Source organism: Clostridium sp. HBUAS56010 (genome assembly GCF_007115105.1).
GTDB lineage: Bacteria > Bacillota > Clostridia > Lachnospirales > Lachnospiraceae > Lacrimispora.
Window position 1 is genome coordinate 153,771 of record NZ_SULJ01000006.1, and the last position, 25,832, is coordinate 179,602.

The 25,832-nt window shown below is 39.7% G+C and carries 30 protein-coding genes and 1 pseudogene; 13 read left to right on the forward strand and 18 right to left on the reverse strand.

The window, feature by feature from the left end; all coding sequences use genetic code 11:
• Nucleotides 1-77: 77 nt before the first annotated feature.
• The 6 genes from FAY33_RS11385 to FAY33_RS11410 all read right to left on the reverse strand — a co-directional run bounded on the left by FAY33_RS11385 (nt 78) and on the right by FAY33_RS11410 (nt 4,503).
• On the reverse strand, nt 78-881 hold the full coding sequence (locus FAY33_RS11385) for an ABC transporter permease (RefSeq protein WP_143321343.1): 804 nt from the start codon (nt 879-881) through the stop codon (nt 78-80).
• Between the two features lie 14 nt (nt 882-895).
• Nucleotides 896-1,654, reverse strand: a complete 759-nt coding sequence (locus FAY33_RS11390) for an ABC transporter permease (RefSeq protein ID WP_143321344.1) — start codon at nt 1,652-1,654, stop codon at nt 896-898.
• A complete protein-coding gene (locus FAY33_RS11395; protein ID WP_143321345.1) occupies nt 1,647-2,570 on the reverse strand; it encodes an ABC transporter ATP-binding protein in 924 nt (307 codons plus the stop codon). The genes FAY33_RS11390 and FAY33_RS11395 overlap by 8 nt, the downstream gene beginning before the upstream one ends.
• Nucleotides 2,571-2,706: 136 nt before the next feature.
• Entirely contained in the window at nt 2,707-3,633 is a 927-nt protein-coding gene (locus FAY33_RS11400; RefSeq protein ID WP_143321346.1) for a HAMP domain-containing sensor histidine kinase, read from the reverse strand.
• Between the two features lie 2 nt (nt 3,634-3,635).
• The gene (locus FAY33_RS11405; RefSeq protein WP_143321347.1) at nt 3,636-4,331 is read right to left on the reverse strand and encodes a response regulator transcription factor; all 696 of its coding nucleotides are present in this window, start codon (nt 4,329-4,331) and stop codon (nt 3,636-3,638) included.
• Complete coding sequence (locus FAY33_RS11410; protein WP_143321348.1) at nt 4,321-4,503, reverse strand: DNA-binding protein; 183 nt, start codon at nt 4,501-4,503, stop codon at nt 4,321-4,323. Before FAY33_RS11410 ends, FAY33_RS11405 begins: the two co-directional genes overlap by 11 nt.
• 254 nt (nt 4,504-4,757) lie before the next feature.
• Here FAY33_RS11410 and FAY33_RS11415 point away from each other — a divergent pair, with 254 nt between their 5' ends.
• The gene (locus FAY33_RS11415; protein ID WP_143321349.1) at nt 4,758-5,270 is read left to right on the forward strand and encodes a GNAT family N-acetyltransferase; all 513 of its coding nucleotides are present in this window, start codon (nt 4,758-4,760) and stop codon (nt 5,268-5,270) included.
• A 171-nt stretch (nt 5,271-5,441) separates the two neighbouring features.
• Here FAY33_RS11415 and FAY33_RS11420 read toward each other — a convergent pair whose 3' ends face one another.
• Together FAY33_RS11420 and FAY33_RS11425 are read right to left on the reverse strand one after the other, a co-directional pair.
• Complete coding sequence (locus tag FAY33_RS11420; RefSeq protein WP_143321441.1) at nt 5,442-5,636, reverse strand: helix-turn-helix transcriptional regulator; 195 nt, start codon at nt 5,634-5,636, stop codon at nt 5,442-5,444.
• Entirely contained in the window at nt 5,626-5,844 is a 219-nt protein-coding gene (locus FAY33_RS11425; RefSeq protein ID WP_143321350.1) for a hypothetical protein, read from the reverse strand. Before FAY33_RS11425 ends, FAY33_RS11420 begins: the two co-directional genes overlap by 11 nt.
• 793 nt (nt 5,845-6,637) lie before the next feature.
• On the opposite strand from FAY33_RS11425, the gene catA reads away from it, so the two are divergent.
• Entirely contained in the window at nt 6,638-7,285 is a 648-nt protein-coding gene (gene catA / locus FAY33_RS11430) for a type A chloramphenicol O-acetyltransferase (RefSeq protein ID WP_143321351.1), read from the forward strand.
• Between the two features lie 384 nt (nt 7,286-7,669).
• Nucleotides 7,670-8,122: a GyrI-like domain-containing protein gene (locus FAY33_RS11435; protein ID WP_143321352.1), complete on the forward strand. Its 453-nt coding sequence runs from the start codon at nt 7,670-7,672 to the stop codon at nt 8,120-8,122.
• A gap of 246 nt (nt 8,123-8,368) precedes the next feature.
• Here the strand turns inward: FAY33_RS11435 and FAY33_RS11440 are convergent, their stop codons facing one another.
• The gene (locus FAY33_RS11440; protein ID WP_143321353.1) at nt 8,369-9,007 is read right to left on the reverse strand and encodes a CatB-related O-acetyltransferase; all 639 of its coding nucleotides are present in this window, start codon (nt 9,005-9,007) and stop codon (nt 8,369-8,371) included.
• A gap of 421 nt (nt 9,008-9,428) precedes the next feature.
• Here FAY33_RS11440 and FAY33_RS19930 point away from each other — a divergent pair, with 421 nt between their 5' ends.
• The gene (locus tag FAY33_RS19930) at nt 9,429-9,707 is read left to right on the forward strand and encodes a DUF3781 domain-containing protein (RefSeq protein ID WP_243126716.1); all 279 of its coding nucleotides are present in this window, start codon (nt 9,429-9,431) and stop codon (nt 9,705-9,707) included.
• Nucleotides 9,708-9,899: 192 nt separating this feature from the next.
• Here the strand turns inward: FAY33_RS19930 and FAY33_RS19935 are convergent.
• Nucleotides 9,900-10,052 (reverse strand): annotated as a pseudogene (locus tag FAY33_RS19935) (YafY family transcriptional regulator); the annotation flags it as partial.
• A 97-nt stretch (nt 10,053-10,149) separates the two neighbouring features.
• The gene (locus FAY33_RS11455; protein WP_143321355.1) at nt 10,150-11,169 is read right to left on the reverse strand and encodes a MerR family transcriptional regulator; all 1,020 of its coding nucleotides are present in this window, start codon (nt 11,167-11,169) and stop codon (nt 10,150-10,152) included.
• Nucleotides 11,170-11,330: 161 nt separating this feature from the next.
• On the opposite strand from FAY33_RS11455, the gene FAY33_RS11460 reads away from it, so the two are divergent.
• A complete protein-coding gene (locus FAY33_RS11460; RefSeq protein WP_143321356.1) occupies nt 11,331-11,912 on the forward strand; it encodes a type 1 glutamine amidotransferase family protein in 582 nt (193 codons plus the stop codon).
• 324 nt (nt 11,913-12,236) lie between these two features.
• A complete protein-coding gene (locus FAY33_RS11465; protein ID WP_143321357.1) occupies nt 12,237-13,451 on the forward strand; it encodes an ATP-binding protein in 1,215 nt (404 codons plus the stop codon).
• Nucleotides 13,452-13,784: 333 nt separating this feature from the next.
• On the opposite strand, the gene FAY33_RS11470 is transcribed toward FAY33_RS11465, so the two are convergent.
• Nucleotides 13,785-14,378 (reverse strand): TIGR00730 family Rossman fold protein, encoded by a 594-nt coding sequence (locus FAY33_RS11470; RefSeq protein ID WP_143321358.1) that lies wholly within the window; start codon nt 14,376-14,378, stop codon nt 13,785-13,787.
• Between the two features lie 18 nt (nt 14,379-14,396).
• On the reverse strand, nt 14,397-14,855 hold the full coding sequence (locus FAY33_RS11475; protein WP_143321359.1) for a DMT family transporter: 459 nt from the start codon (nt 14,853-14,855) through the stop codon (nt 14,397-14,399).
• Nucleotides 14,856-14,968: 113 nt separating this feature from the next.
• Here FAY33_RS11475 and FAY33_RS11480 point away from each other — a divergent pair, with 113 nt between their 5' ends.
• Nucleotides 14,969-15,856, forward strand: coding sequence for a LysR family transcriptional regulator (locus FAY33_RS11480; protein WP_143321360.1), 888 nt, complete (start codon nt 14,969-14,971; stop codon nt 15,854-15,856).
• 75 nt (nt 15,857-15,931) lie between these two features.
• Nucleotides 15,932-16,567: a Vat family streptogramin A O-acetyltransferase gene (locus FAY33_RS11485; RefSeq protein ID WP_143321361.1), complete on the forward strand. Its 636-nt coding sequence runs from the start codon at nt 15,932-15,934 to the stop codon at nt 16,565-16,567.
• Between the two features lie 22 nt (nt 16,568-16,589).
• Here FAY33_RS11485 and FAY33_RS11490 read toward each other — a convergent pair whose 3' ends face one another.
• Nucleotides 16,590-17,210 carry a Type 1 glutamine amidotransferase-like domain-containing protein gene (locus tag FAY33_RS11490; protein WP_143321362.1) on the reverse strand — a complete coding sequence of 207 codons (621 nt, stop codon included), beginning with the start codon at nt 17,208-17,210 and terminating at the stop codon, nt 16,590-16,592.
• A 103-nt stretch (nt 17,211-17,313) separates the two neighbouring features.
• Between FAY33_RS11490 and FAY33_RS11495 the strand changes: the two genes are divergently transcribed.
• On the forward strand, nt 17,314-18,255 hold the full coding sequence (locus tag FAY33_RS11495; protein WP_143321363.1) for a YafY family protein: 942 nt from the start codon (nt 17,314-17,316) through the stop codon (nt 18,253-18,255).
• A 45-nt stretch (nt 18,256-18,300) separates the two neighbouring features.
• Here FAY33_RS11495 and FAY33_RS20080 read toward each other — a convergent pair whose 3' ends face one another.
• Nucleotides 18,301-19,311 (reverse strand): AraC family transcriptional regulator, encoded by a 1,011-nt coding sequence (locus FAY33_RS20080; RefSeq protein ID WP_143321364.1) that lies wholly within the window; start codon nt 19,309-19,311, stop codon nt 18,301-18,303.
• 153 nt (nt 19,312-19,464) lie between these two features.
• Between FAY33_RS20080 and FAY33_RS11505 the strand changes: the two genes are divergently transcribed.
• From FAY33_RS11505 to FAY33_RS11520, 4 genes are read left to right on the forward strand one after another with little or no spacing between them, the layout of a single operon-like run.
• The gene (locus FAY33_RS11505; protein WP_347562687.1) at nt 19,465-20,472 is read left to right on the forward strand and encodes an ABC transporter substrate-binding protein; all 1,008 of its coding nucleotides are present in this window, start codon (nt 19,465-19,467) and stop codon (nt 20,470-20,472) included.
• Complete coding sequence (locus FAY33_RS11510) at nt 20,469-21,452, forward strand: iron ABC transporter permease (RefSeq protein ID WP_143321365.1); 984 nt, start codon at nt 20,469-20,471, stop codon at nt 21,450-21,452. Before FAY33_RS11505 ends, FAY33_RS11510 begins: the two co-directional genes overlap by 4 nt.
• Nucleotides 21,449-22,471 (forward strand): iron ABC transporter permease, encoded by a 1,023-nt coding sequence (locus FAY33_RS11515; RefSeq protein WP_143321366.1) that lies wholly within the window; start codon nt 21,449-21,451, stop codon nt 22,469-22,471. Before FAY33_RS11510 ends, FAY33_RS11515 begins: the two co-directional genes overlap by 4 nt.
• Nucleotides 22,468-23,256 (forward strand): ABC transporter ATP-binding protein, encoded by a 789-nt coding sequence (locus FAY33_RS11520; RefSeq protein WP_143321367.1) that lies wholly within the window; start codon nt 22,468-22,470, stop codon nt 23,254-23,256. The genes FAY33_RS11515 and FAY33_RS11520 overlap by 4 nt, the downstream gene beginning before the upstream one ends.
• Before the next feature lie 105 nt (nt 23,257-23,361).
• Here FAY33_RS11520 and FAY33_RS11525 read toward each other — a convergent pair whose 3' ends face one another.
• From FAY33_RS11525 to FAY33_RS11535, 3 genes are all read right to left on the reverse strand, one after another.
• On the reverse strand, nt 23,362-24,150 hold the full coding sequence (locus FAY33_RS11525) for an SDR family oxidoreductase (protein WP_143321368.1): 789 nt from the start codon (nt 24,148-24,150) through the stop codon (nt 23,362-23,364).
• Between the two features lie 200 nt (nt 24,151-24,350).
• The gene (locus FAY33_RS11530; RefSeq protein ID WP_143321369.1) at nt 24,351-25,226 is read right to left on the reverse strand and encodes a YitT family protein; all 876 of its coding nucleotides are present in this window, start codon (nt 25,224-25,226) and stop codon (nt 24,351-24,353) included.
• Nucleotides 25,227-25,232: 6 nt separating this feature from the next.
• Nucleotides 25,233-25,832 carry a HutD family protein gene (locus FAY33_RS11535; protein WP_143321370.1) on the reverse strand — a complete coding sequence of 200 codons (600 nt, stop codon included), beginning with the start codon at nt 25,830-25,832 and terminating at the stop codon, nt 25,233-25,235.

Sequence of the window (25,832 nt, forward strand, 5' to 3'; positions counted from 1 at the left end):
CTTGCAAATAAAAGCACTCTGATTTTGGCTATTCACTTCTGCCATACGCTCCCGTATTGTCGCTAATTCGTCTTAGCTTACCATGATGTGAAGTCGCAAATCACGTTCTCTTTTCCTTTTGTGGGTGGCTTTTTCGATTTCTTTTCTGGAACAGCCATTACCTTGTCATATGGTGGAGTAAACGCAACAATAAGCATTGTCAAAGCTACCACACAAAACAAAATGGAAGCCCCGACAATCGGATTGTATGTCATACTCTCTTGTCCTGTGTACTGAATAATTCCAAGTCCAGCCGTAACAGGGTAAAAATCCGTCAATCTTCTTCCTGCGACAAAAATGCCACAGAACCCATAGAAAAATGCAAACCCAACACCCGTAAAGAACCCATTGCGTTTCCGGGCAAACCAAGCAATTACAGGGGCAACAGCTAAGAAATTGAAGAAACCTATCCCCACAATTTGATAAAGTGACACCCAAAGCAGCCTAGGCGTAATGTCTGTAACATGTAGTGCAGTTACCGATAAAATAACAGTACATACAAAACTAAAAACTGCAAATAAAATGGTAAGAATACCCGTAACAATTAGTTTTCCAACAAGCATTTTCCGAAAGGAAATTGGTACGGTCAATATAGTTTTAAGCGTATTGTCTGTGTATTCCCGGTCAATTAGAAAACCACCAATCAATACAATCATAAAGGGAAACACTAAACTAAAATTATTCCATATAACGTTATTGTAAAAAAGCTGATACATTGGAGCGTCAAAAGTACCCGTTTGAAATGCCGCCACAACCGCGGAAAAGAATACGGTTACTACCCCAATCCAAAGAATACTGTACCGTTTCAGCTTTTCAAATTCTCCAATTAGAATATTCATCATGTTGTTCCACCCCCTTAATACTCTGTACGTTTATAGAAAAACGAAGAAATCATTGTGAAAACAGTGCCATATACCCCCATTATCCCAAAACATAGCGGTGTTGTAATGGTATATGGGAGAACGTAAGATAAGGCTTCTTCTACGGGAATAATACCTAAATACCATTTTATTATGATAGGAATAGGCAGTATTGACGCTATGGAGTTGACTGCTTCGGGGTTTGTACTGAACATCATTGTGATAGCAAAACCAACGATAGCATAGGCGAAAGAAATGATAACGGAAAATATATAACTTTTGTTTTTCGCCACAATAACTACAATGACAGGGAGTGTTGCAATCAGCACAAAGATACCAATAAGCAAACTAATAAGCAGACGATAGAGAACCCCCTCCACATTTCCTACAATCACACCGCCAATCAGAGTAGCCCCCAATCCTGCAACGGAATATAACACCGAAAGGATTAGTAGAACGGATAGTTTTGCAAGTAATATTTTTGTCTTTGACACAGGAATTGTGAGTAGATTTTTCAAGGTATCATTATCCCTCTCCATAAAAAAAAGCATAGAAGCGACAACACCTAATACACCGGGCAAAAGGAGCAAGTCGCCCATAAGCATATTGGCTCGAAATAACTGGTCAAATGCCATTTTATCCTTTGCCATTAAAATGGTAAGCGGAATTGGAAACAGAAAAGCTGCTGCCAATGTAAGCTGTATGAATTTCTTCCGCTTCAATTTTTGAAATTCGCAGCGAATCAGCTTAAGCAATCCCCACACCCCCCGTTACCTTTTTGAAGTAGTCCTCCAAAGTATCTTGACAAAGGTGTACTTCTGTAATATCAAGCCCATTTTGGAAGAATGTACGGTTTATATCCGCAACAGGCACGTCAATATCATAAAGCATAATATTATGACTATCTACAATCTTGAAATGATTCAAGTGGAATTTGCTTTCAAGTAACCGGGCAGCCTGTGCGGTATCGGAAACGGAAAAGTGAATATACCTGCTGTTTCTGCTCTCTAATTTTTCTAAACTTTCTTCTTCCAAAAGAACACCGTGATCAATAATCCCTATGTCGTCTGCCAATAGAGAGATTTCCGACAAAATATGACTTGATATAATAATGGTTTTTCCCCGTTCTGTACTAAGGTTGCGGATAAACTTACGTACCTCCGCAATTCCGATAGGGTCAAGTCCATTGATAGGCTCGTCCAAAATCAATAGTTCCGGGTCGTGCATGATGGATAGAGCAATCGCTAACCGCTGTTTCATACCAAGGGAATACTCGGAATACAGCTTTTTATCACCATAGGAAAGTCCGACGATTTCCAATGCATGTTTTACTGCATTGCGATTTGGAACACCACGCAAACGGGCAAAAATCTTCAAATTTTCCGTACCTGTAAGGTTAGGATAGAAACCAGGGGCTTCTATCAGACAGCCTACACGGGGAAGTATTTTCTTTGCGTCCGTTTGAATATTCCTGCCGAATAATTTTGCTTCGCCGGAAGTGGGAGCAATTAGACCAAGAAGCATTTTCATAGTCGTTGTTTTTCCTGCACCGTTGCGTCCTAACAATCCATAAATGCGCCCTTTCTGCACATGAATATTTAAGTTTACAACACTCTTTTGAGTGCCATATTCCTTTGTAAGATTTTTGGTTTCAATAATATAACTGTTCAATGAAACAACCTCCTTTGTTTTCTAATACACATTTTATCATGCCAACCTTGCATGAACCTTGCCGCAACCTTGCATGAACCTTGCAATAAAAGATAACTCCTTGCAAAGAGCAAGGAGCTAAAGAAAGAACGATATTCTATTGTACCGAAGAAAATTTAATTGAAAATATCGTACCTTCTCCCGGCTCACTTTCAGCGGTAATACTGCCCCCCATTTGTTCCACAAGCTGCCTTGCTATGGATAGACCAAGACCACTGCCTTTTTCGGTGCGCCCTCTATCGACTTTATAAAGCCTGTCAAAGATATGTCGCAAATCTTCTTTATCAATTCCGATCCCGTTGTCCGCTAGGGCTATCGTGATATTTGGTGTATCAGACATAACCGTAAGGGTAATTCGGCTTGCGCTGCTGTGTGCAATTACATTTTGTATCAAGTTATTAAGAACACGGGTATAACCCTCTAAATTTATATTTGCCGAAACAGGATATTCGGGAATTTCAAATTCATATTCAATGCCCGTTTCCTCTAATATCGGAATCCAATCAATGATAACATTCCTTGTCAGTTCTGCGATTTCTATTTTCTCCATTTGCATAGAAAAATCATTAGAATTGAGTTTGAACCAATCGAAAAGCGTATCAATATAATCTTTCAAATCATGGGCTTTGCGCTGTGCAGTTTTTATATAATTTTCTTTTTCCGTACCTGTTACAATCCCTTTGCAAGCTGCGTCTAAATACCCAAGCAACGTAGTTAAAGGTGTTCGTACATCATGGGAAAGACCTGTCATAAGTTGCTTATTTGTTTCTTCCATCTGATGAAATACAGATAGTTGCTTTTCGTAGGACCCAATGATATCGTTCAATTCATAGGCAAGAGAGGCAAGCAGTTCCCCTGTTTCAGCCAAAATACGCCTGTTTCCGTTTCCTCTTTTTACGTCCTCTAATATTTCCTGCATTTCCGATATTTGTTTTTTTATGTGGGATCTAGTATGGATTGCATACCATAAGGAAATAACCGAAACTCCCCCCAAAGTGAGAGACAAAACAAGCTGTAAAGACATAATCAGACCTCCTTGCTAAAGCGGTAGCCGATTCCCTTTACGGTTTGCAGAAACTTAGGATTACCGGGATTGCTTTCTAATTTCTTCCGTAAACGGCTGATAATCGCCATAATATTGCTATTATCATAAACATATTCTTCGCCCCATACTTCTTCATAAATCATTTTCTTTGTTAGTATTTTCCCTTGATTTTTCGCACAATAAAGCAATAAATCAAATTCTTTTGGCGGCAGCTCAAATGTACCAAGCTCCGTCGTAATGGCGTGACTATCTATGTCTATGGTTAGCCCCTCATAAATAAGCTGCTGTAATTGTCTGCCGTCTTGATTAAAGCGGGTAAACCGTCTGATTAAAGACAGCACACGAGCGATTAGCTCGTCCATATCAAAGGGTTTTGTCAAATAATCGTCAGCTCCCGTCCGCAATCCCCGCACCTTTGATGCGCTATCGTTTTTGGAAGTGAGCATAAGAATAGGAATATCGCTTATTTTTCTAATCTGCTCTAAGGTTTCAAAACCGTCGATACCGGGCATCATCACGTCCAATATAATAAGCTGATAGATATTCTCTTTTAGTTTTTCCAAACCAGACTTGCCGGAATAACAGCAAGTCGCCTCTATATCTTCCTGTAAAACGCTTTGCTTGATTAAAGCGCACAATTCTTTATCATCATCTATGATTAAAACTTTAGCCGCCATTGGTTTTCCTCCCATATCGTTTATCTTGTGGCTTAACGGCGCTTTTAGTGATTCGCCACGTGTTGCCCATTTTTATAGCTCCGTCAATCCGACCGGACGTACCATGATAGAGTACCACTCTATCGGTAATATCCCTTGCGGCAGTGGCTTCTTTTGTTGTTATATAATCCATTTTCGTTTCTCCAATATTTCTATTATATTTCTTTTGCCCGAAATATGAAAGGCTAATTGTGAGTTATTTTGCTCAATTATATGTCATGTATAATTACTTACTGTTATTATTTTTAATTGATCCTAACACCAAGGTTATGTCTTTTTATATATCGAAAAGTATGATACGATAAGTGCAGACTTTCTGAACTAATTAATTTAGATAAACAGCAATCTGTGAAGTAGAGAATTTTTATTAGGCGAAGGAGAAGGTATATGGAGGTATTAACGAAGAGATTAATCATCCGTAGCTTGACTGATTCAGATTTTCCTGAATTTGAAAGAACGCTAAACGAAATCCAACGGACTTGTATGGGTGATGCAAAAGCGTTTTTTAACTGGCTGATTGCTCAGTACGTAAATATGGATATTGTAAACGACTTAATTTCTCTTGGTATCTTTGATAAGATAACAGGTGAATTGTTGGGAACAGTTGGAGCTGGGAAACATGATGATTTAAATGAGCCTGAGATATTTTACGAATTACTGCCGGAGCACAGAGGGTATGGATATGCGACTGAAGCCGTAAATGCTGTGACAAAGTGGGTTTTTGAAAATTATACAATTCCATATTTGATTGGAACGGCTGGAGTGGATAATATTAAATCGCAGAAAGTTTTAGAGCGTTGCGGTTATCGTTTTATTGATGAAAGAACATTGTTGGTGCATGTAGAGGGTAAGCGGTATGATTTCAATTATTACCGATTCTATCCCACCCTCACCTTATAAGTATAATCTGCATTTGAAACCAAAAATCTTTTTTGCACTGTTATTCCATAAGCCCGCACAGGAATGCGTTCTGTGCGGATTTTTCTTTGTTACCTTGGCGTCTCAGAAGAGCGCTTAGAGTCGTATACACAACATGAAAAAACGACGGGAAATAAATCCCGCCATTTTTTATCAATTGTCTAATTCGAAGATTTCTTCAACAGGCGTTTTTAATAATTTTGCAAGCTTCATAGCCAGTTCAAGAGTTGGATTATACTTATTGTTCTCAATTGCATTAATGGTCTGACGTGTAACGCCCAATTCTTTTGCCATGTCCTCTTGTCTTAAACCAGTCTGTTTACGCAGTTCCTTGATTTTATTTCTCATTTTCATTCAGTTTCCATTTAAGAAATTTGCTGATTACCAGGTAAATCAGGTTTTGTGTAATAAGCAAAAAGAATGCGGGCGAATTAAAATCTTCATGCTTAATATACCCATATACGGTCCATACAAATAGAAACAAGACAGTATAAAACCACGCCCATTTCATTGCTCGTAAAGCAACAGACAATTCCATTTCGTTCATCTTTCTCATAGATATGCCTCCTTTAAATTAGTAGTTTGCCTACAGCTACAATCAATGCTGAATAAATAAAAGTACTAAGCAAGAATTTTTTCATAGTTAATCTCCTCGATAAATGTCAAACATATTTTACATTTATAGTATAGCACAGCCAGCTCTAATGTCAAGAACATTTGACATTTATACTTGAATAAATTGAGGACATCTACTTTCATTCCACTCTTCTGTAGTCAATTATTCTTTATCTATAACTACTATGTCTAGCACTCACGGATCGTCTGAACGCACTAACGGGTGTTGCAGCAAATATAGTAATCCGTATTAAAGTTGATGATGTCTGGCGCAATTATCTATTTCTTACCATCAGCGTTTCTTCTTATCTGTTTTGATTTTTGATATAGGAAAAGCCGCTACTTCCGTGATGGCTTAGTATAAATAGTTCACTTTGGTACAAGGTTGAGGTATACTTGTTATAAGATAAAAAGTATATAGCTCATGGCATTGCTTTAGCTGTTACAAAGAGTAACGTCGGCTAGATATATAATTTAGCCGACCAATGGGTGCTTACGGAATCTGAAACAAGATTTTATTATGGATACTGATAAAATAAGGACATTACTGGGGTACAAAGAAACAGATTCTCTGGATGATGCCTTGTCAAATACGATTCAATGGGAACAAAATAGTCATTAAATTGCTTAAAAAGGGTATAACCCAAAACTTAAATTCAAGTGGTGCTACTATGGTAAAAACGAACAATGTCGCCTCCTAAAATCATATTCAAAACTTTAGGAGACTAATAATTATGAACTTTATTGAAATACCAATGGAACAATGGACCAGAAAAACTCACTACGAGCAATATAAAAACAATGTGCGGTGCTCCTTTAGCGTGACTGTGGATATTGATATTTCCAATCTGCTCACACGATTAAAGGAACGAGGGCTAAAATCTTACCCCGCACAAATCTATATGCTCTCCACCATTGTGAATCATTTTCCAGAGTTTCGCATGACAACCAATGAAGATGGGCATTTAGGATATTGGGATACGACGTATCCCATGTATACAGTTTTGAACTCTGACACCCAAACATTCTCAGCGGTGTGGACAAAGTATGATACATACTTTGAAAAATTCTATCAGGCATATTTGCGGGATTCGAAACAGTATGTCAATGGAGAACTTTTTCCGCAAAAGGACACTCCCCGGAATGTTTTTAATATATCCAGTGTACCGTGGCTGGATTTCACAGCGTTCAACATAAATGTTTTTTCCGATGGCAGCTATCTGCTACCCATAATCACCATTGGAAGATACAAAAAGCAGGACGACAAAACATTGATGCCTCTTGCTATCCAGTGCCACCATACCGTTTGCGACGGTTATCATGTAGGGAGATTCGTAGAAGCCTTACGCAACATGGCGTTGAATCCTGAACACTGGTTATAAGGTGGCAGTTACAATAAAAAAGAAATTGAAATACAGGGTTTTGTAGATATTCCAGAAAGTCTCTCGTTTGATGAGTTTCATGCGGGTTTTTCTTGGTTATATGGTATGTTAAAGTTGCTTTAATATTCTCATTGAAACTTGTCCGCAAATAACCCGAAATTGTTTTGGGAGCAATTCCACGTGGGGTCGAATCCCACCGTCTCCGCTAGAAAACCCAGCCTTGAAACGAAATGTTTTAAGGCTCTTCTTTTTATTTTTGTTAAATCTTTTGGAACGGTTGCATAAGCCAAATTAACACCTCTTGAAAAACATTTTAATTACTTATTGAAAAAATTTTTATAAGCTGTTAGTCTTGAGCTATCCCACACGAAAGGACGATATAAATTGAACATTCATGTTGAACATATCCATGCCAGTAAAATAGTGTATATGCGCCGTACCGGCGCATATGGTGAGCAGAATTATAAGCTCATGCAAAATATGAAAGAATGGATACACAGTCATAATCTTTGGAATGAAAACAGCGCTGTGTACGGGATCGCCCAAGACAACGCTGCGACTACACCGCCAGAACAATGCAGATATGATGTTTGCTTTGTTACCGACAGCTCATTTAATGATACTGCTGTCCATCACGGAGAATTGCCGTCAGGGGCATACCTTGTTTTTGAAATTCCGCACACCGCAGAAGAAGTCGGACGCTTCTGGGACTCTATTGGTGAAGCACTGCAAAAAGAGGACAAACAGATTGATGAAAGCCGCCCCATATTGGAACGCTACCAAATTGTACTTGTTGAAAAAGGACACTGCGAATTTTGCGTTCCCATCTTCCTTTAGTATACCGTAAACAGGCTCTTTGCCAGGCTGATACGTTCCTGCTTCAATATACGATACAGTTTGATACCGTTCTGTATATAAAATAAGGGGCTGCATCTGACAGCAGCCCCTCACTTATTTTAATAATAATAAATTTTTTTTCTTATGGCATACTCTGAAAGAAAATACTCCTCTGCAAGTTGTTCAAAAGAAATCATACTATAAAATTTCCTGATAATTTCTCTGTTCCTTGCGTCTTTCTCTTTTCTATATCTTTTTTAATTCTTCAATATTCCCTGCTTGTATATGTGGTAAACCATGAGATAGTTTCTCTAAAGACCAGTCCCACCACCTAAGTAAAAGTAATTCAGCGATTATTTCATTGCTAAATCTTTTCTTTATGGTTTTTGCTGGTATCCCACCTACTACAGTATAGGATGGAACATCCTTTGTCACTACGGCACGAGTACCGATAATCGCTCCATCTCCTATGGTTACTCCCGACATAATAATAGCTTCATATCCAATCCAAACGTCATTACCAATCGTAATGTCGCCTTTATTGTCCCATGCGGCTGCAATATCTTTTTTATCTAACCCCCATTCCTCATAAAACAGAGGAAACGTATAAGTGGACAGTGACTTCTGTGCATGGTTAGCACTGGTGAATATAAATTTTGCACCACACGCAATGGAACAAAATCTGCCTACAACCAACCTGTCTTCGTTAATTGGATAATGGTATAGCACATTCCTTCTTTGAAAATTCCTTGGGTCATTATAAAAATCATTATAGATCGTATACTCACCGATTTGAATGTTGGGATTATCAATCACATTTTTCAAATATATGGTTTGAGAATCATTTTTTCTCGGATAAATTTTTTTACTATCTGGAATAGTCATAACTTTTCTCCTATCGTTTTATACTAATGTTTCATAGACTATCCCAGTAATTACAATGCAACGCCTCATTTTAACCACCTTTCAAAAAGAATATAATGTAAATTATAGTATATTTGCCGTAGCAAGCATAGAAATCACAAATCTGAAGATAAGTTTACGCAGCCATGGCATATGGAAACCCCTTTCTTTTCTCTAATTCTTATAGTAAAATAAATTCATACTAAGCTGTGGGGGAAATACTATGGAAAATTATAAGCCTGAAGAATTAACCGAAGCACTCCGTGCCATCAATTCCATCATTCATAAATGTGAAATTGCGCAGAAAAAGTTCCCGGAGGGAAAGTCACAGCATACGCTTCTGAAAAACAGATTAAAAACAATGTATATTTCAAAAGCATTGATTACCGAGGCACTGTCTAAAATAAAGCCATTCGCTGAACAACAATCGTTATCTGATAATAACTGCAATTCTGATCTGCTGCTTTCAAACTTGGATCATCTGCATACCACGGATTTGGGAGCCGAGCGTATTCGGAAGAATCTACATTTGGACACAGATGATGTGGTCGACTGGTGCAGAGAAAAGATCAAAGCATCAAATGCCAGCATCACAAGAAAGGGCAAGAACTGGTATATCACCGTGGACACCTGCAAAATTACTGTAAATGCCTACAGCTACACCATCATCACCGCCCACTGACGAGGTTTTTCAATGATGTTTCTTGACACATAGAAACCACCTATTCGCTGTAAGTTGACAATTTTTAATAGACCAGAAGCCCTGTTTTCTTTTGCTATAATATTATATTTTAGTTTTCGTACAGCATAGCAATCTCTTGTATTCTGCGTTTCATATCCGTGCGTATATTAGAAGGCTCTAAGCATTCACATTTATTTCCAAATACGGTCCTATCGTTCTGTTCCCCAGCCAGGGATTAAGATCTATATCGATCTGATTTACTTTAAATTCTATGTCTTTCGCTTTATCGGGTGGAATAAAGCTCTTGACTTTTGCAAGGGCATTGACCACTATATATCTAATTAGTTGTAACAAAATTTCAAGTAAAGACTAATGACGCCGTACATCGAGAAAACCTTATAATATTAAGCAAAACGGCTACTCACCAAGTAGCCGTTTACACTTATTTCGTTTCCTTTTCCTTGATGGGGATTAGTAAATCAATTTGCAATATAGCAGACGGAGCTTTATAAGCATCAGGCATTTTCCGCCATTTGAAATAATTCTGCGGATTAAGGTGTTCTTCCATCATGCCATCCATATCGGCTGTTTTATCTAAATTGAAATCAAACCTATTGTTATTTTCAATCCATTGCCATAATAGGTTCCATCTATCCCATTCACCCAACATGATACCATGCGCAGCATAAAGCCCGCCGGAAAAGTGCTTTTTTGTCAACGGCGCAGAAACATCCATATTGTCAGGGATCGTGACCCAGCGTTCATAACCATGATCGTCAGCAGGCATACCGTTATTTGAACCGTTGGGACTGTTAAATCCGTAATGCCTTAAATCAGGTTTAATTTGGAACAGATTGGTTTCTGAAATATACTTCTCAAGAATTTCATCTGTTTCCAGTTCCGGCGCATTGCCGCCAATGACGTGTGCCGATGCCACTGTTGCCGGTGGTAGGTATACAATCCTCACATCCCTATCGGTGAGCCTATTCAATTTTTCATCCGCTTGTTTTAATTCATCCATTGTTGCGCTCTCCTTTATATAATTTTTCGATAGAGAAAGTGAATTGACAATAGACAGCACAGATGAATCCATCAGCGTGCCGATTTCCAAATGGACATGGGCTTGTCTTTGTAATTCATCGGCAAGGCTAATAAGAATATTTTTTATTATAGAGAGTGCATTTATCTCGTCATCAAGCTCACTGATGTTCTGCCTAAATATCTCAATGGCTTCCGTTGCTTTTGGGTTGGAAAGGATTATGCTTATTTGCTTCATAGAAACACGCAGCTTACGTAGAATAATGATTTGTTGAAGTCGTTGCAGAGCGATTTCGTCGTACACGCGATATGCGTAATTTTCCTTTCGTGAACTCTGAATAAGCCCAACTTGCTCATAATATCTGAGCATACGAGCAGATATTCCAAAGTCTTTTGACACTTGATTGATTGTCTGCAATTCCATTGTTTCACCTCCCTTCAAAAAAAGTATAAAGTGCGACACGGTGTTAGAGTCAATGGGTAAATGAAAAATATTTGAGATTTTTTTGAAAAATTCGTTCACCAATCCCATGATACAATAAAAAAGCAAACAAAACAACATGACACATTGAGTGGAGGAAATTTATGATTACAATCTATGTTTACATTCTTGATACTTTAGCCGACTGGGAATTGGGATATGTTACTTCGGAGCTGAATTCCGGTCGTTTTTTCAAAAAGGTCGCACCGGACATATCTCTTAAAACGGTTAGCTGCTCTAAGGATCCAATCCGTACAATGGGCGGATTGACTGTTGTGCCGGATTGCTTGATTGATGATATGGTTGTGAATGAAACAAGTGCATTGCTACTGCCGGGTGCAAATACCTGGAACAACCCTAATCATGGAGCTATCATCGAAAAAGCGAGGGAGTTCCTTTCTGCTGGTGCATTGGTGGGTGCAATCTGCGGTGCCACTGCTGCACTTGCCAATGCAGGCATTTTGGACAACCGTCCGCATACCAGTAATGGAACTGGATTTCTTGAAATGGTTTCACCTGGTTATAAGGGGCAACGTTTTTATATTGACGATTCGTCTGTCGCAGATAATAATCTCATTACCGCCGGTTCTACCGGAGGTTTGCTGTGGACAAAGCAAATCATTAAGCATTTAAACGTGTTTCAACCCGATACATTAGAAGTATGGTATGATTACTTTCACACCTGAAATCATGAACATTTTTTTGCGCTGATGCAGACTTTGCCATCTGACAATAAACGTTGATACCCCTTATGACATTGAGCCAATGCACGTTTGTCGGTGCTCCTTCAAGCACAACACCATGCTACCGTTTTATGAAAAAAAGCAGGAGAATGAAAGCGCACTCTGCACTTCTTCTCTCTGACTATTTAAGTTGGGTTTAAGATGTTGAATTTTAGGGAAGTATAGTTTTTATAAGTTATAACTTTCTAATATATTATTTATAACTTGAAATCAATCCATATCTGCGATAACATAAATATCAATTATGGCAAAGGAGGTCTTTCTTCTATGATTAATCGAGAGTTATATATGAGCCGCATACGTCCTTTTATCGGAAATGAGCTTGTTAAAGTTTTAACCGGTATCCGCCGCAGCGGAAAGTCCGTTATGCTGGATTTGATCAAGGAAGAGCTGGTCGCCTCCGGTGTGAATGAAGATCAGTTTATTTCTTTTAACTTTGAAAATATGAGCAACGCACACCTTTGTTTTGCCGAGGCACTGCATGAGGAGGTCACTCGGCGAATAAATGGTATAGACGGGAAGTCATATCTTTTTTTTGATGAAATTCAGGAAGTCGCTGGCTGGGAAAAGTGCATCAATTCCTTTCGGGTAGAATTTAATTGTGATATCTATATCACCGGCTCAAACGCCAAACTGCTTTCGGGCGAGCTGGCCACATACCTTGCCGGGAGATATGTAGAATTTGTAATTTATCCCTTTTCCTTTAGAGAGTTCTCGGAGCTGTATCATACCGTTTTTCCTGATTTTGATTTGAGGGCAATGTTTACCCAATACCTTACCGATGGCGGGATGCCGTACTTGAGTAACCTCCGCTATGCCGAACAGCCAAGCCGTCAATATCTGCAAGACCTCTATAATTCCATTGTGCTGAAAGATATCGTAAAACGCAACAGCATCCGTGATGTTGACCTGCTAGAGCGTATCATCGCATACATTACAGCAAACCTCGGAACTACTTTCTCCGCTACGGCGATTTCAAAATATCTTAAAAGTGAGGGACGCACTGTTGCACCGGAGACTATCCTCAACTACATCAAGGCCTGCGAGGACGCCTTTCTATTTTATCGTGTCCGCAGACAGGACTTGCAGGGCAAGAAGATTCTCACCGTCAATGAAAAATACTATATTGCCGACCACGGAATCAGAGAGGCTGTTTTTGGTGGAAATATGAAGGACATCAACCTCATTTTTGAGAACATCGTGTATATGGAACTCCTGCGTCGAGGGTATAAGGTTACCGTTGGAAAAGCAGGAGAAAAAAAGATTGATTTTATTGCTGAAAAGCAAACGCAAAAGCTCTACGTTCAGGTAGCTTATCTGCTGGCATCCGAGGAAACCATCCAGCGTGAATTTTGCGCATATGATACGGTCAGGGATAATTTCCCCAAGTACGTTGTGTCTTATGATGAATTCGATATGAGCAGGGACGGATTGAAGCATATGAATATTCGTGAGTTCCTGTTGTCTGAGCAATGGAATTGAGTCTCTGCTCTCTCCATAGAAATAAAAAATACCCGTCATGGTTTACTTGCAATGACGGGTATTCTTCTACTGTCAAATCTATGGTATTTCATCTTGAAATTTTCGGGATAGTGTCAAGATTATATGGCAAAACAAGATGGCAGTCAATAAAGCGGATAAACATTCAGTACTAGTTTCAATTAAGATACCTTTTAATGATAGAGTTATCACTATGTTCGGCTAGAAAATCTTCAAACCCCACAATGGGATTCTATTTACTAAAAATGGATTAGTAGTTTTACATACGATCTGTCAAAAGTGATGGTAAAAAGAGTGAACTACGTCAAATATCATTTATAAATTAGAGTTTTTTTGCAAATCAAGCCATTTTACACCCAGCTCTGGTGGAGTGTATGCCATCATTTTCTCTAAAAGATTATCAGGGTCACTGTCTATCAGAAGAAGCTTTTCATTCGAGGGGTTCATAAAGCCTTCCTCTATTGCTCTATGAATCATTTCAATGAGAGGATCGAAGAAATGTGCCACATTTAAAATACCTACTGGTTTCTTGTGAATCTTTAGCTGTGCCCAGCTAAGTGCTTCTAAGAGTTCTTCGTATGTTCCAACACCTCCGGGCAATGCAATAAAACCATCAGACAAGTCTGCCATTGTTTTCTTTCTCTCGTGCATATCTGCAACTTCAATAAATTGAGTCAGATTTGCATTGGCAATTTCTTTAGGAAAAAGATCTTTCGGCATTACACCGATCACCCTGCCATTATTTTTAAGTACCTGATTCGCTACTTCCCCCATCAGACCTATTTTAGAACCGCCATAAACCAATTCAATTTTTTTATGTGCCAGTATTTCTCCAAGCTGTGATGCCGTATTTTTGTATGCCGGGTTGTTTCCCAAATTAGAGCCTGAATAAACGCATATTCGATTCATTTTTTTCCTCCTAATGAATTAAAACTTTTGTATCAGGGTTACTCCTGCTATCAGCAGAGCCACCCCAAAGATTCTTTGTGGACTGATAAGATGGATTTCATTTCCCATAAAACCGAAATGGTCAAATATGATTGATAAAATTATTTGACCGCAAATTACCAGACTAAACATATTTGCAAAGCCTATCTGGCGGGAAGACAGTATGGTGACAAAGATATAAAAAGCTCCTAAAAGTCCTCCACAAAACATCCACCATCGAATTCCTCTGAGTATATTTGTGCTATCTGATAATGAATAAGAACCTCTCAATACTGTATAAGCAAGCACCAGACCCAGCCCTATGGTGCCAACTAAAAAACTGATAAAAGACGAGAGAACGGGACTGCCCACTTTTGAACGAAGCTGTCCATTGAATCCAGCTTGTAATGTCAAAGCCAGTCCAGATACCAACGAAAGAACATAATAAAGTAATACCATATTTACACCTCCTTTTCCATACACGATTGACTCTATTGTCTGCACCTATTATAATAAAAAACAAGATATAAGTAAAATCGCAAATCAATATAGGAGGTATATTGTAATATTATATGTTAATTAATTTAGAACTCTATCGGATTTTCTACACAACTGCCAGACTTGGAAGTATCTCCAAAGCAGCAAAAGAATTATATACGTCACAGCCAGCAGCAAGCCAGGCAATTAAGCACCTGGAACAAAAGTTAGGCGGAGAATTGTTTTTTAGAAATGCCAGAGGTGTTTCCCTGACTGTTGAGGGAGAGGTTTTGTATCGTTATATTGAACAGGGTTATAACTTAATACAGGCAGGAGAACGGAAGTTTTTTGAACTTAAACAATTGACAGCAGGACAATTGAGATTAGCGGTTTGCAGTGCCGTTTGTAAATATGATTTACTGCAATATATCAGCCAATATAATCTTAACTACCCTGACGTTTCTTTATCTATCACAGATGAATCAAGTTATAAAATTATACAATTGCTGGAATCGGGCGAGATTGACATAGGAATCTTGAATCCTCACAATCTTGACAGGAGTAAATTTCATACAATAAAAACGTTAGAAATACACGACTGTTTTGTTGTTGGGGAGAAATATAAAACCTTATGTGATGCACCAATTTCTATTCATACCCTATCACAAAATTATCCTTTTATTATGCTTCAAAAAGGCGGCAATACAAGAGCATATATTCATGAATACTTTTTATCTCACGGAATTAAGTTAGCGCCGCAGATTGAGTTGAGCAACTTGGATCTGATTGTTGAATTCACGATGGAAGGATTGGGTGTCGCTTGCGTCATAGAAGAATATGTACAAAAAGAATTTAAAAACAATACCCTATTCAAACTTAATGTCCAGGAAAAGATACCCCTTAGAAAGTTGGAAGTTGTGGTTAAAAAGGATATGCCGCTTTCCACAGCCACCAGTAGATTTATCGACTTAATCGGTGTATAATAGATCAACACAGTCTATTGAAATTGCCAAGAAAAAATCAAAAGAATTATTCCATAAACAAAGGAGGTGTTTCCTATGCAATATGGACCTGATCCTAATGCTGTCTACCCCAATGAGGCGATTAAAAGTGTGTGCTTCATAAAAAATGTGGTAACACACCCTAATATCATCATTGGAGATTATACCTATTACGATGACAAAAACGGTGCTGAAATGTTTGAGCAGCATGTCACACACCACTATGATTTTATTGGAGATAAACTCATCATCGGCAAATTCTGTGCCATCGCAAAAGGGATTGAATTTGTAATGAACGGTGCAAACCACCGCATGAACAGTGTGACCACCTATCCATTTAACATCATGGGAGGCGGTTGGCAAAAAGCAATGCCAGCCTTATCAGACTTACCTCTAAAAGGGGATACCGTAATCGGAAACGATGTATGGATCGGACAGAACGTTACGGTAATGCCTGGTGTCCACATTGGAGACGGGGCAATTATCGCTGCAAACTCTGTTGTATCAAAAGACATTCCTGCTTATCACATTGCAGGCGGTAACCCATGCAGAGTACTGAAAAAGAGGTTTGACGATGACCTGATCAAATATCTTCTTGCCATCCGCTGGTGGGACTGGAATGTCAAAAAGATATTTGAACACCTTGAAGTTCTCTGCAGCGGCGACCTTTCTAAAATCAGAGAAATTAAATAGCATAAAACTGCCCCATCGTAAATCAGGATTTGGAGGAAACTTTATTCACCTTGCCGTTTTCAACCAGGATTGCTTCATGATTACTGATAGGCAATAGATTCAATGTAGAAGAATACGTGTCTGCTATTTTATGTGCAGTCTTTTTGAAAGGTACATTGGTATAATGAGGTACCGTATAAAAGTCCACCAGGTTCAAACCGCCAAATCCAGTTAGCCTGGGAGCTTTTTGAGCTTCATCCATCTCTTTTATATATTCAATATCCGGAGATACAACAATGGAACCTGCTGATTCTCCGATGTAGAGTTTCCCGGCATTTACTTCTTCAATCATGGTCTTGTCTGCTCCTGTGCGTTTTAACTCCTGCAGAAGGAAAAAAGTGTTGCCGCCTGTCACATAAATAAAATCATTGGATTTTAATTTGGTACTTATTTCGTCTGAACCTGCTGTAGATATCTCTAAGACGTCTACAGCCAGACCTAATTTTTCAAGAGCCTTTTTCCCGGCATTTACAAAAAAAGTGACATCTTCAACAATACTTGCAGTTGGTATAAATGTTACAGTCTTCCCTTTTAAATTCCCCTCAAAATCTGCTAAAAGACCGGATACATCTTTAAATGATGATGTTAAAAATAATCTTTTCATATCTTGTTCTTTCTCCTTTTTTATCTTTGCTGATTATAGTATAATTCAAAAAGGTGTCAGTTAACGATACCTTTTAATATATTTAACTGGTGAGGATTGGATTATGAATAAATCAGAAAGAATTAACGATATGATGCTGTTTCTAAATGACAAGAATTCATTTCATTTAAAAGATCTAATGGCTCGGTATAACATTTCAAAAAGTACGGCACTGCGAGATGTAGAAGCCCTGGAACGAATCGGTATGCCTATCTATTCCCAGCATGGCAGAAATGGTTTTTATGGAATACTTCCAAACAAGCTTTTATCACCGATTGTGTTTCATATGGATGAAGTATTTGCATTATACTTTTCTATGCTCACCTTGCGGGCTTATGAAACCACTCCCTTTCATCTGAGTGTGGAACAATTAAAGAAAAAATTTGAAAACTGTTTGTCTGCGGAAAAGACCTCCCTGCTTCACAGGGTTGAAAAAGTTTTCCGTTTAGGCACCACCCTTCATAGCAATGAATGTCCTTTTTTAAGCGATATTTTAGGATATGCCATCGAAGAAAAGGTATGCACCCTGACCTATGAAAAAAAAGATACACAGAAGACATACTGCATTCAGTTTTTCGACATTTCCTCCGCTTATGGACAATGGTATGCCACCGGATATAACTTTAAGACAGAAAGACCCCAGGTTTTCCGCTGTGACCGGGTTATAAATATGGAAGAATGCCATGACATTGCTGCAAAGCCACTTTCTGAATTTATGAAACCGGCTGACCAGTTATATAAAACCTCTGATGCGGTGGACTTTGAAATCGGAATCTCTGCAAAAGGAGTTGACCTGTTTTACAAAGAACATTATCCTTCCATGAAATTTTATTCTGAAAACGGACAATATTTTATCCGGGGATTTTTCAACAAAGGGGAGGAAGACTTCATTACAACCTATTTTATCAATTATGGAGAACATATTCTCTCCGTAAAACCAGATTTATTAAGGGCACAAATTGCAGAGAGGTTACACAAGCTTACAAGCTATTTTTCTGTACTGTAAATGACACAGACCCAGTGCATGTCTGATTCAAAATACCGGCATCACTCACCTTGACAATTTATCATCCCTGAATTCAAATGGTGTCATTCCATAAACCTTTTTAAATACCCTGGAAAAATTACTGCTGTTGCTATACCCGATCTCACTGGCAATGTCAGACACACTCTGATCCGTAGCTGCTAAAAGATTGACTGCCTTTGTCATTCGCAAAGAACGCAGAAACTGACCGATGGTGCTGTGATAATAATGGGAAAATTCCACACGCAGCTTCTGCTCATTCAAAAACACCCTCTGGCTCAGTTCCTTAATGCTTGGAGGATTGCTAAATTCCGCACATAAAATATCATGGGCCTCGTTTAATGCTTTAATATCCGAAGAATTCAGCCGGAGGATACGGCTCTTGCCAACGGCTATCTTTCCATAATTCACTTGAAGGCTGTCAATATGATTCTTACTTACTGCCACTGCCGATGTCAGAATGGAAAGACATTCCAAGACTTTGCTTTCCAGGAAAATCGGTTGAATTAAACGAGTTTCCATATGCCCTCTTATGGTTTCAATAATCCTTATCATTTCCTCCGGCATATAAAAGTAGGTACGGTTTTTCTCAAACTGATCCATGATCTGATTTTCTGGAGATATGGATTTTATTACGTCTCTGAAATACGGTTCGTATACGGATATTTCAATTCCGTATAGATGCTGTCCCTTTTTCCACCTCTGTGTTCCGCTGACAGCACTTTCCATTACACAAAAGGACGATGGAGTGGAACGGATGGTTCCCTCATGTTTTAGTTCTACTTCTGTCTTTCCTTCGTAGAATAACCCGAATTTCAAAAATGTCATGTCATGAGAAAAAGGCAGCACAAAATCTTCTGCTACCGTATAATTTCCAATACCAATGTTGTAATAGTCTGCCCGGTTATACTGCAGGCTATATCCCAGTTCCGGTCTGTTCCGGTTCTGATATAATATATAATGATCCAAATATTCCGGTGTAAAGGTCAGATGCCTTAAAACATGATCGGAAAAATTCATATCCATATCCTTTTTCATAAATAAATACTCCGTAACGGTGTAAAAACAATCAATTTAATTTCAACCATTGAACATATCCGATCAGAATGCTATACTCGCCCTCGAGGTTAGCATAGGCTAACCTCAATTCAATGATTGTTTTATTATACATGATAAGGAGGAATTCATCAAGTGATTCAGAGAATGAAAAAACATGCACTTGCAGTAGGAACTGCACTTTTCTGTGTTGCAGTCAGTTTATCAGCCTGCGGTGGACAAAATACTGACCGCTCAGAAAGCACCAGCCCTGTGAAAGCAGAAAGTACCAGTCCCGTGAAAGCAGAAAGTGAAGACAAAATAACAGTTACCGATGTCAGAGGTCAGGTGGAGATTCCAGCCAATCCACAACGGATCGTGGATTTAAGCGGAAACAGTGACATTTTACATATCTTAGGCTATAACGTGATTGGAACCGCAAATTCTGATGCCTATGACCGTACAAAGCTTCCGCCATTTTTAAAAAATGAATTAAGTGGTGCCAAGATTGTAGGATTCAGTTTCCAGGATTCCATGGATATTGAGGGAATTCTACCTCTGGAACCGGATTTAATTATTCTTTCCACCCGTCAGGAAAAGATGTATGATCAATTAAAAACAGTTGCTCCTGCAGTCATGATTGAACTTGCACAGATTGACTGGAAAGATGACATCCGGCAAGTGGGAACCATCTTCGGTAAAAGCAAAGAAGCAGAACAATGGATCAGCGATTATGAAGCCAAGGGAAAAGAAAAAGGGGAAGAGGTGAAGAAAACCTTCGGTGAGGATACCACCTATCTTTCAATTCTTGCCAGCGGCGGCAAGCTCTTTGTCTTTGATGCAGCAGGCTTTGGAAGCATTCTTTATGAAGACATGGGATTAAAACGTCCCTCCGGCATGCCAAAACAGGAAAATGTCAGCCTTCCAGTAATCAATTATGAAGGATTGGCAAGTATTGAAGCAGACCGGATTCTGGCAGTTGGTACAGAGGAAGATATGGCGGCGCTGAAAGCAGATCCCATCTGGAACAGCCTTCCTGCAGTAAAGGCAGGCAATGTGGTAGAATTACCTTCCAGTCCCTATTTCAGCCAGTCTTATAGCTGCATTGGAAGAAGTCTGCTTCTCGATGAGATTTCCTCTCTTTTAGGCAACACAACACCATGAAAAAAAATATAATCTTATGTCTTTTGTTGCTTCTGCTGGCAGCGGCAGGTCTTTTGACTGCCGTCTGTGCAGGGGCAAAATCCATCCCTCTGAACGTGGTGGCAGATAGCATTCTGCACTTTGACGGAGGACTGGAAGCCTTACTTGTAAGAGATTCCAGACTGCCCCGTGCCTTATCTTCTGCTCTGGTAGGCGGAATGCTGGCTCTGGCAGGCGCTCTTATGCAGGGAATTACAAGAAATCCTTTGGCAGAACCGTCCATTATGGGTATGACCCAGGGTGCCACTCTGGCAGTTGCCATATCAAGCGTCAGCCTGTCTGTTTACTCCACGCTGGGAAATACAGCGGCAGCTTTAATAGGAGCTTTCTTCAGCGGAATCCTGGTTCTTTTGTTCAGTTTAAAAACGGTAAGGTCCACCAACATCACCGGACTTTTAATTGCCGGCACTGCCATAAGCACATTTTTTATATCCCTGGCTTCTATTATCGCCCTGCTTGGAAACCGCTCCCAGGAGCTCGCCTTCTGGTTATCCGGCGGATTCCGTTCTGCAAAATGGGATTCTGTATTCTGGCTGTTTGTTATAGGAAGCTGTGCTCTTCTTTTCTCCATTTTTATGGCCAGGAAAATCAATCTGGTCTCCTTAGGAGATGAAGTTGCTCTCGGTCTTGGAGTAAAACCGGCAAGAGTCCGGATTTATTGTCTGGCAATGATTGTTCCTATCTGTGCAGTCTGTGTATCCGTCGGGGGAAACATCGCCTTTGTCGGACTGGTGATTCCCCATATTATCCGCCGGGTCGTTGGGAATAACCACAGCATTTTACTTCCGTTTTCCTTTCTGGCAGGAGCCGTTCTCATGATATGGGCAGACATCGCAGCTAAGACTCTTAACAGCCCTTACGAAATACCGGTAGGATTGTTCAGTGCGTTCATCGGTGTTCCATTCTTTATCTATTTAGTACGAAAGGAGAAGACTTCATGAAGCACGGCAGTTCTATGAAACCAGCCTTTATCTTCTTTCTGATTCTCCTGATTGCCACTTGTTTCTTCGGATTATATTATGGTTCCTACCAGATGAATCTGGAACGGATTCTTAACACAGTCCTTGGTCATGGTACGCCCAGTGAACATCTGGCAGTCTGGGGCATCCGTATTCCAAGAATTCTGGTCGCCATTTTTGTGGGCATTGCACTTTCCTGTGCAGGCTGTACCATTCAGACTGCAACGAAAAACCCTCTGGCAGAGCCAGGAATCATCGGAATCAATGCCGGCGCCACCTTAGGCGTTGTTTTGTTAATCAATGCACAGAGTTCCGCTTATTACAGTGCTATAAAGACAGGCACCCTGCTTCTTGTACCTGTCGTTTCTTTGACCGGTGCCCTTATAAGTTCCAGTCTTATTTATCTCCTTTCCTGTAAAAAAGGAGTACTTGGTACAAACCGGCTTTTACTTGTGGGAATTGGCTTTAACATTGGCATCAATTCCATTATCACCCTGTTTCAATTAGCCATGAATAAAGGAAACTTTCAGCAGGTATTAAACTGGACCAACGGAAGCTTGTGGGGAACCGGGTTTGCCTATCTGTTTCTTATTGCTCCCGTAACGGTTGTGGTATTTATTATTCTGCTGATTAAAAGCAAGACTCTGGATCTTATGGCACTGGGAGATGCTATGGCTCTTCATTTAGGTGTTTCCGTGGAAAAAGAACGAAAACAGCTGATTCTTCTTGCTGTTATTTTAAGTTCTGTTTCGGTTGCGGTTGCCGGAAACATTGCATTTGTAGGTCTTTTGGGTCCCCACATTGCACAGCGGGTGGCGGGTGCTGCCCACCGCAGGAAACTTTTACTGGGAGGGCTGATCAGCGGAACGTTAGTGGTCTTTTCCGATACGTTATCCCGCAATCTCTTCTCTCCCATTGAGATCCCGCTTGGGATTGTCCTGTCCCTCATCGGTGTTCCCTATTTTATCTTTTTACTGCTGAAACAAAGGAGTTCTATATGAATCTGACACATGCCATTGATATCGGCCAGCTTCAGGTCGGTTATGACAAAAAAATCATTATACCAAATCTGAACCTTTCTATTCCGGAACATCAGATCACCATTATCATCGGACCCAATGGCTGCGGAAAATCTACTTTACTGAAAACAATTGGTCAGGTCCTCCGTCCCCAGAAGGGAACCATACAGGTCAACGGCATTTCCATCAAAGAGCAGTCTCCCAAAGAACTTGCCAGGCGGATGGCAGTTCTGCCCCAATCCCCCCAATGTCCCGATGGATTAACGGTGCGGGAGCTGGTGAGTTACGGAAGATATCCCCATCTGTCTCTTATGAGCGGACTGAAAAAGGAGGATCATGAAATTGTAAATCAGGCGATGAAACAAACAGGTGTGGAAGAATTTGCCGATCATTTTGTTTCAGAACTTTCCGGCGGACAGAGGCAGAGAGCCTGGATCGCCTTGGCTTTGGCACAGCGGACGGATATTTTGATTCTGGATGAGCCAACCACCTACCTGGATTTAGCGAATCAGGTGGAAATCTTAAACCTGCTGCAGACCTTAAAAAATGAACGTTCCGTAACCGTTTTAATCGTCATGCACGAGTTAAACAATGCCATGAAATACGCCGATCATCTCATTGGAATGAGAGGCGGACATGTCCTGTTTCAGGGAAAGCCTATTGAAGTGATTCACGAGAAGAATTTAAAACAGCTCTACGATATCCAGGCAACCATTACCAAAAGTGCCAACGGAAAATATCCGATCTGCGTAGACTATGAGCTCTAACCTCACAATTATTAAAATAATCTGCTATAGAATACCCGTTTTACACAAAAAAGTCCTGCATGGAATTCATCTCCATGCAGGACTTTTTTGTGTAACTTAAACCGGTTATCTTGAAGTTGCCTCCATACCTCCATCCTGACGGATGCAGGCACCGGTAATATGTCCGGAACGGGCAGAAGCCAGGTAGATTGCAAGATCTGCAACCTCTTTCGGATCAGCATAACGTCCATCCGGATAAGCACCACTGAATGCTTTTTTCGCATCTTCTATGGAAACGTTTTCTCCTAAAAACTTCTTTTCAATGGAACGCATCATGGCAGTATCAATGGCTCCAGGGCAGATACAGTTCACACGGATATTGCTTGCAGCAGTCTCCAGAGCAACACATTTGGAAAGTCCTGCTACTGCATGTTTGGAAGATACATATGGAGCCATACCGGCTGCTCCCACAAAGCTTCCGTTAGAAGCTATATTAACAATAGAACCGCTCTTTTGTTTCATCATCTGACGTACTGCATATTTCATACCGTACATAGGACCAAATAGATTAATATTATAAACTTTCATAAAGTCTTCATAAGTCTGTTCTGTAATTGGTGCATTACGGCCGTCATATCCAGCATTATTCACCTGTACATCCAGACCGCCAAAGGTTTCAACGGTTTTATCCACCATCGCCTGGACCTGATCTTCTTTCGTTACATCTACCACAAATGTGAGCAGATGGTCTGCCGGGAGATTCAACAATGGAACGAGCTTGTCCAGTTTTTCCTGCTTTGTAGAAGATATGGCAAGTTTACAGCCTTCTGCTGCAAACGCTTTTGTCAAAGCTTCACCTACACCTCCGGTTGAACCAGTAATCATAACAACCTTATCTTTTAATTCTAAATCCATAATATCACATTCTCCCTTCTTTTCTAATTTTAGGTACTCTCTTAAATCCAAGTACTCTGTTCCTTATTATAACACAAAATGTTAAAGAAAACCATTTTCTTTTCAGGAGAGAAAGACGGGAATCTGTATTATTTTTTCTTCACCAAATAGTATATCTTGTTAGCCCAATCAGAAGCCAAAGCTCCATTGCGTTTTGTATTTTACCTTATGCTCTTTGAAACAGAATTTGTCAACAGAATTTCAAACCCTTTTCCAACCACCTCTTTTGCATCCAGAATCGTCATGAATGCCCTGGGATCTTCTTCCATCACAATACGTTTCACTCTGGCAAGCTGTGTCAGCTTAATGACACAGTAAATCATATGCTTATCCGTTCCGGTATATCCTCCCTCTCCATTTATATAAGTAATTCCTCTTTTAGGATTTACCATGATTCTGGCTGCAATCTCCCGGTACTGATCGGAAACAATGATAACGGTTTTCTTCCGGTTAAATCCTTCTATCACGTTATCAATAACAAGATTTGCAATGTATCTTGCCAGTATGGTATAAAGCGCAATATTTAATCCGAATATAAAACCTGCACAGACAATTAAAATTGCATTAAAAACCATGTCAACCGTACCAATGCTTACTCCGGCGTATTTGCTGATGATTTTTCCAAGAATATTCATGCCGCCCAAGGCTCCGTCATGGCGCAGGGCAAGACCAACACCTCCGCCCAGAATCACACTGCCAAATATAATTGCAACAATAATATTATCAATGGGAAGTACTATTTCCTGAGTAAGATATAAAAATACAGAAATTGAACTGATTCCTACCGCACTTTTAATTGCAAACATGGGACTGATCCACTTTATTCCAATCATTACAAAAATAATGTTCAGTAAAAAAGAGAAAAATGAAATACTTGTTCCCAAAGAATAATGCAAAAGCAGCGCCACGCCATTAAACCCTGTACTCAGCAGTTTAAATTGGGTATAAATACTGTTTGTAGCAAATGCAAATAAAAAACCTCCTACCAGAATACAGGCAAAATCTGCTGCCAGCTTCCTGTTTTTTTTATTTTTCATAGCAATCTAGCCCTTAGACGCAATGCAGCACAATGCCAACAGCGTATTTTCGTCCTTTCTGATGATCTTTAACCGGTTCCCTGGTTTCCTGATTTTTTGAATCACCAGAGTTTCCTCGCCTTGGATCGGAATAACCTTCTCATAAAATGCTGCATCAAAACCTCCAGAAAAGGAATAAAGAATGTATTGGGCGCCATGTTCCAAATCAAATTCCCATGAAGTTTCTTTCATCTGCATGATCTGGACTTTCCCCTCCAGTCCCTTTTGAAACATCAGATTAAAATCTTTGCACCGACCATAGCTTGTGATGGGAACTTCACCCCCAAACTGAAACTGCTCCAGTGGTTTTAACGGAATAAGAGGTGTTTCCTTCTGCTGCTCCAATTTAATGCTTCCTTCCAGAACAGTCAGAATCCGGTTATAATTATCTAACTTCGTAAAAGAAGAGACTTCCTCCATTACACTGGCAAGGCTGATACGATATAAAAAATCCTGTTCTTCATATTGTGCCGTTTCCGGATAAATGTAAATCTGGGTTGTGTCTCCCCCGCTCCAGGCGGTTGTTTTATAGTCTATTTTTCTTAAAATTTTTATATTGGCATCCAT